3 protein-coding genes and 1 pseudogene are annotated in these 4301 nt (G+C 43.0%); 3 read left to right on the forward strand and 1 reads right to left on the reverse strand.

What is annotated here, in order from left to right:
• Positions 1 to 111: 111 nt before the first annotated feature.
• On the reverse strand, positions 112 to 960 hold the full coding sequence (locus tag Q0241_RS09505; protein ID WP_299376588.1) for an IclR family transcriptional regulator: 849 nt from the start codon (positions 958 to 960) through the stop codon (positions 112 to 114).
• A gap of 433 nt (positions 961 to 1393) precedes the next feature.
• Between Q0241_RS09505 and Q0241_RS09510 the strand changes: the two genes are divergently transcribed.
• The 3 genes and pseudogenes from Q0241_RS09510 to Q0241_RS09520 form a co-directional block, all read left to right on the forward strand.
• Positions 1394 to 3007, forward strand: coding sequence for a peptide ABC transporter substrate-binding protein (locus Q0241_RS09510; RefSeq protein WP_299376591.1), 1614 nt, complete (start codon positions 1394 to 1396; stop codon positions 3005 to 3007).
• Between the two features lie 63 nt (positions 3008 to 3070).
• Entirely contained in the window at positions 3071 to 3994 is a 924-nt protein-coding gene (oppB, locus tag Q0241_RS09515) for an oligopeptide ABC transporter permease OppB (protein ID WP_299376594.1), read from the forward strand.
• A 4-nt stretch (positions 3995 to 3998) separates the two neighbouring features.
• A pseudogene (locus Q0241_RS09520) lies at positions 3999 to 4301 on the forward strand (peptide ABC transporter permease); the annotation flags it as partial.

Raw genomic sequence — 4301 nt, forward strand, 5'->3', positions numbered from 1 at the left:
AAAGGGCGAATTTCAAAACGATTACTGCGTCAGATTTTTGCCTCATGACCCTTTCTTTGTGATCTATAGTTAGCTTGGAATCCATTTTGAATTTGGGGGGGGATTCCGGATCTAATTAGAAAGAGCCAGCGTGATGTTATGTGCTGTCTGACAAACAATGGGTGCTAATTTTTCTTCGACACTTTCCATTGTCCATGCCGGGCGCGTCACGCAAATGTTTACAGAACCAATTCCTTTGTGATCAGGCCCAAGAATAGGTGCCGCAATGGTTAACTCGCCAACAATACATTCCTGATTTGCCATGGCGTAACCTTTGTTGAGGACGTCATCAATTTTGCGAAGGATTTCTTGCTTATCTATAATTGTGTGGCGCGTGATTGGTGTCAGATCAGACTCATCAAGTAGGTCAGAGATTTCGTCTTGTGACAGGGTAGATAAATAAGCGCGACCACTGGAGGTACAGAACATTGGGGCACGTCCGCCGACAATTGGGTGCGCGATATGAGAATTTGTACTGGCCAAGCGGGCGATATAAATCACATCTTGATCCATTGGTATACCTAGGTTAACCGCTTCCCCGCTATTTTCCCTAGCTTGTAAAAGGTAAGGGGCGGCTATAGAGCTTATGGGATTTGAAGCAAGATAAGAGTGAGAGAGGCCCAGCAACCTTGCTGCGGGTCGCATCCGACGACTGCTATCATCTCTTTCTAAAAAACCAAGTTCTACAAGGGTATAGCAAAAACGTTGAGCTGCTGATTTGCCGATTCCAGTAATTTCTGAAATTTCCTTGAGGCTTAACGATTTTTTGTGCTGCCCAAAAGCCTGAAGAACAGAAAAAGCCTTTTCTACTGACCCTACAAAAAGAGGGTTATCGGTTTTTGGGTTGGCTTTTTGCATTAAAGAGCCGGATTTTTTACTGGTGTTTTTTGCCTGAATTAATGGGCCACTGATGTTTGTCATTTTTTTTCTTTTATAATTTTCTTTTGCTTAACTGGTAATCAAAAGAATGTCTTTGGTGCATTTAGCTATTGTTTTTCAACTTCTTTGTACAACAAAAAAAATAAAAAACTTAATAACTTTCTTGTTCATTTCTCATTCTTTAACAAATGCTGCGGCGTAATTTTCTCAAAGTGCGCCATAAAAATCTTTGCAGTAATGTCATTTCTTGATACATAAGTAGTGGTATGAAGTAAATAGTATTGTTATTCAATACTTATGTGATTATCTTTGATGGCGTACAAGCCTTTGTTCTATCGGGGTTGAAGGCTGACTGAAATCAAAGGGTGAGCATTGTTTCGTACATCGGTTTCGCCTTTTTAGGGCAACTGGACAGGAAGAATAAAAAAGGCCACGAAAACTGTGGACAAATTTAGAGGCTAGGGAGAAGTAGCTCATGAGAACAAAATTATTATTATCCGCTGCCCTCAGCGCGATGTTGGTGTTCCCCATTGTTTCTAGTGCAAAGACAATCAATGGCGAAAAACTAGCTGATGAACAGGTTTTTACTTATCGTTTGTTGGATGACATCAAATCATTTGATCCTCAAATTAATACCGATATAGAGGGGTCTGGTGTCATCCGTGATCTCTTTGAGGGATTAATGAATGAAGACGCCAAAGGCGAGCTTGTTCCCGGAACAGCAGAAGGTTACAGCGTCAGTGAAGATAAACTGACCTATACCTTTAACTTACGGGATGCCAAATGGTCTAACGGCGAAGCGTTAACGGCCCATGATTTTGTCTATGCCTGGCGTCGTTTGGTCGACCCAAAGACAGCATCTGAATATGCGTGGTATATGGAATTGATGGGGGTCAAGAACGCGACAAAAGTTGTCAAAGGTGAGATTTCCTCAGATCAACTGGGTGTACGCGCGGTAGATGACAAAACCTTTGAAGTGACGTTGGAAAAAGCAATTCCATATTTTGCTTCTATGACTGTGCACACATCCACTTTTCCTGTGTTAAAATCGGTTGTTGAAAAACATGGTGCAAGCTGGACCAAGCCAGAAAATATCGTTGGTAATGGCGCTTATGTTCTCAGCGAATATCGTTCTGGTGAGAAAGTCGTCCGCGAACGTAATACCAATTATTGGAATAATGAAAACACAATTATAGATAAGACCGTTGCCCTTGTTATCAATGATGAAAATCAGGCTTTGACCCGTTATCTTGCGGGAGAAGTGGACAAAACAAATATTCCGTCCGGTCAATATCCGCGTCTATCAAAAGAGTATCCAAAGCAAGCTGTATCCAATCCTTATTCCTGTTCATATATCTATTGGTTTAATGTTGGCGAGAAGGGGCCTGAATCTCTAAAGGATGTTCGTGTTCGCAAGGCCTTGTCCTATGCAATTAACCGTGAAGTCATTACGGATCGTATTTTACAAGGTGGACAGTACCAGTCCTATAACTTTGCTCATCAAAAAACAGCAGGGTTCGACTTACCTGAAATCGATTATGCTGGCTGGACGCAAAAAGAGCGAGATGCAAAAGCAAAAGCCTTACTTGCCGAAGCTGGATATGGTGAAGATAATCCCTTGAAACTGACTTTGAATTACAATACTTCAGAAACCCATAAAAAGGTGGCTATTGGGGTATCTCAGTTCTGGAAAAAGACCCTGGGTGTTGATTTGACCCTGTCAAATAACGAGTGGAAAATTCATACCACAAAACAACAGGCGGGTGAGTTTGAGGTAAGTCGCTATGCGTGGTGTGGTGATTATAACGAAGCCTCAACCTATTTGGATCTTTTGACTTCCTATTCAGGGCATAATGTTTCTGGTTATTCGAACCCAGAGTACGATGAACTTATGGCGGAATCCAAAACCATGGAAAACCCAAACCCGAACTATGCCAAAGCTGAAAAGATTTTGGCCCGGGACATGCCATTCGCCCCTATTTACCAGTATACAGGTGCGATTATGCTTCAGCCAACACTGCGCGGCTGGCCTGTCGATAACTTGATGCAGACTTATTATTCCCGCAATCTTTATATTGTCGAGAAGTAATGCAATCGGGGTTCCTCATTCGGGGAACCCCTTTGTTACACCTGTCTCTGGTAACTAGTGATCATGTTGAATTTAGTACTTAAAAGGCTCGCGCTTGCGGTTCCGACGATCCTTATTCTAATCGTTTGTTCCTTCTTGCTGATGCACGCGGCCCCGGGTGGCCCATTTACAGCTGAACGGGCATTAACCCCAGAAATACTGGCAAACCTGGAAGCAAAGTATGGTTTAGACCAGCCGATCTACAAACAAATCCTCATTTATATCCGGAATATTGTCTTTGACTTCGATTTCGGGCCATCCTTTATTTACAAAGATCGTACAGTAAATGAAGTCTTGGCACAGGGCTTTCCGATAACGCTTACCTATGGTTCGATTGCCTTTTTCTTTGCGGTAACAATTGGGGTTTCCCTTGGTGTTACTGCTGCGATCTACCAAAACTCACTTTTGGATTATTTTGCTGTGGGGATCACAATTGGGGCACAGGTTCTCCCGAATTTTGTGATGGCCCCCATACTTGTTTTGGTCTTTACGCTTTGGCTTGGCTGGCTGCCCGGTGGGGGATGGGATTATAGCGATCCTTCTTATCTGATCATGCCGGTCATTGCATTGGCGACAAGTTTTATGGCTTCGATTGCCCGTATAACACGCTCCTCCATGCTTGAGGTAATGAATGCCAACCACATTCGTACAGCGCGTTCCAAGGGGCTTCCCACATATCACATTGTATTGCGACATGCTTTAAAGCCAGCGATGCTTCCTGTTATTTCATATCTTGGGCCGACTTTTGTCACCATGATCACTGGGTCTGTTGTGGTGGACATGTTTTTCTCTACAGGAGGAATGGGGTTGTTCTTTGTGAACGCGGCCTTGAACAGAGATTACTCTGTGATGATGGGAATTACTATCCTTGTCGGAATTTTAACCATTTTCTTTAACTTGGTGGTCGACTTGCTTTACGCATGGATTGATCCAAAGATCCGGTTGTAGTGTGATGTTAATCAGAAAAGAAAAAATGGAAATGTTGGCCGAGACTTTGTCTGAGCAAGATGTGAAAGGCAGGTCTCTTTGGGCTGATGCACGTAAACGGTTTTTCCAGAACAAAGCGGCAGTCGCAGGAATGATTACCCTTGTTCTGGTATTTCTCTTTGCATTTCTCGGTACTTATTTTGCACAATTTACCAATGATGAGATTGATTTTATGGTCATTGGGCAAGTGCTAGAACTCGGCGGACCATCTATTGAAAGCGGTCATTATTTTGGTACAGATGACCTTGGGCGTGATCTCTTTGCCCGG

The sequence above is a fragment of the uncultured Kiloniella sp. genome (assembly GCF_937128705.1).
In the GTDB taxonomy this organism is placed as follows: domain Bacteria; phylum Pseudomonadota; class Alphaproteobacteria; order Kiloniellales; family Kiloniellaceae; genus Kiloniella.

Excerpts from the sequence above, each read along its gene's own strand:
- oppB (WP_299376594.1), top strand. The coding sequence starts at position 3,071 with ATGTTGAATTTAGTACTTAAAAGGCTCGCGCTTGCGGTTCCGACGATC.
- Q0241_RS09510 (WP_299376591.1), top strand. The coding sequence starts at position 1,394 with ATGAGAACAAAATTATTATTATCCGCTGCCCTCAGCGCGATGTTGGTG.
- Q0241_RS09505 (WP_299376588.1), bottom strand. The coding sequence starts at position 960 with ATGACAAACATCAGTGGCCCATTAATTCAGGCAAAAAACACCAGTAAA.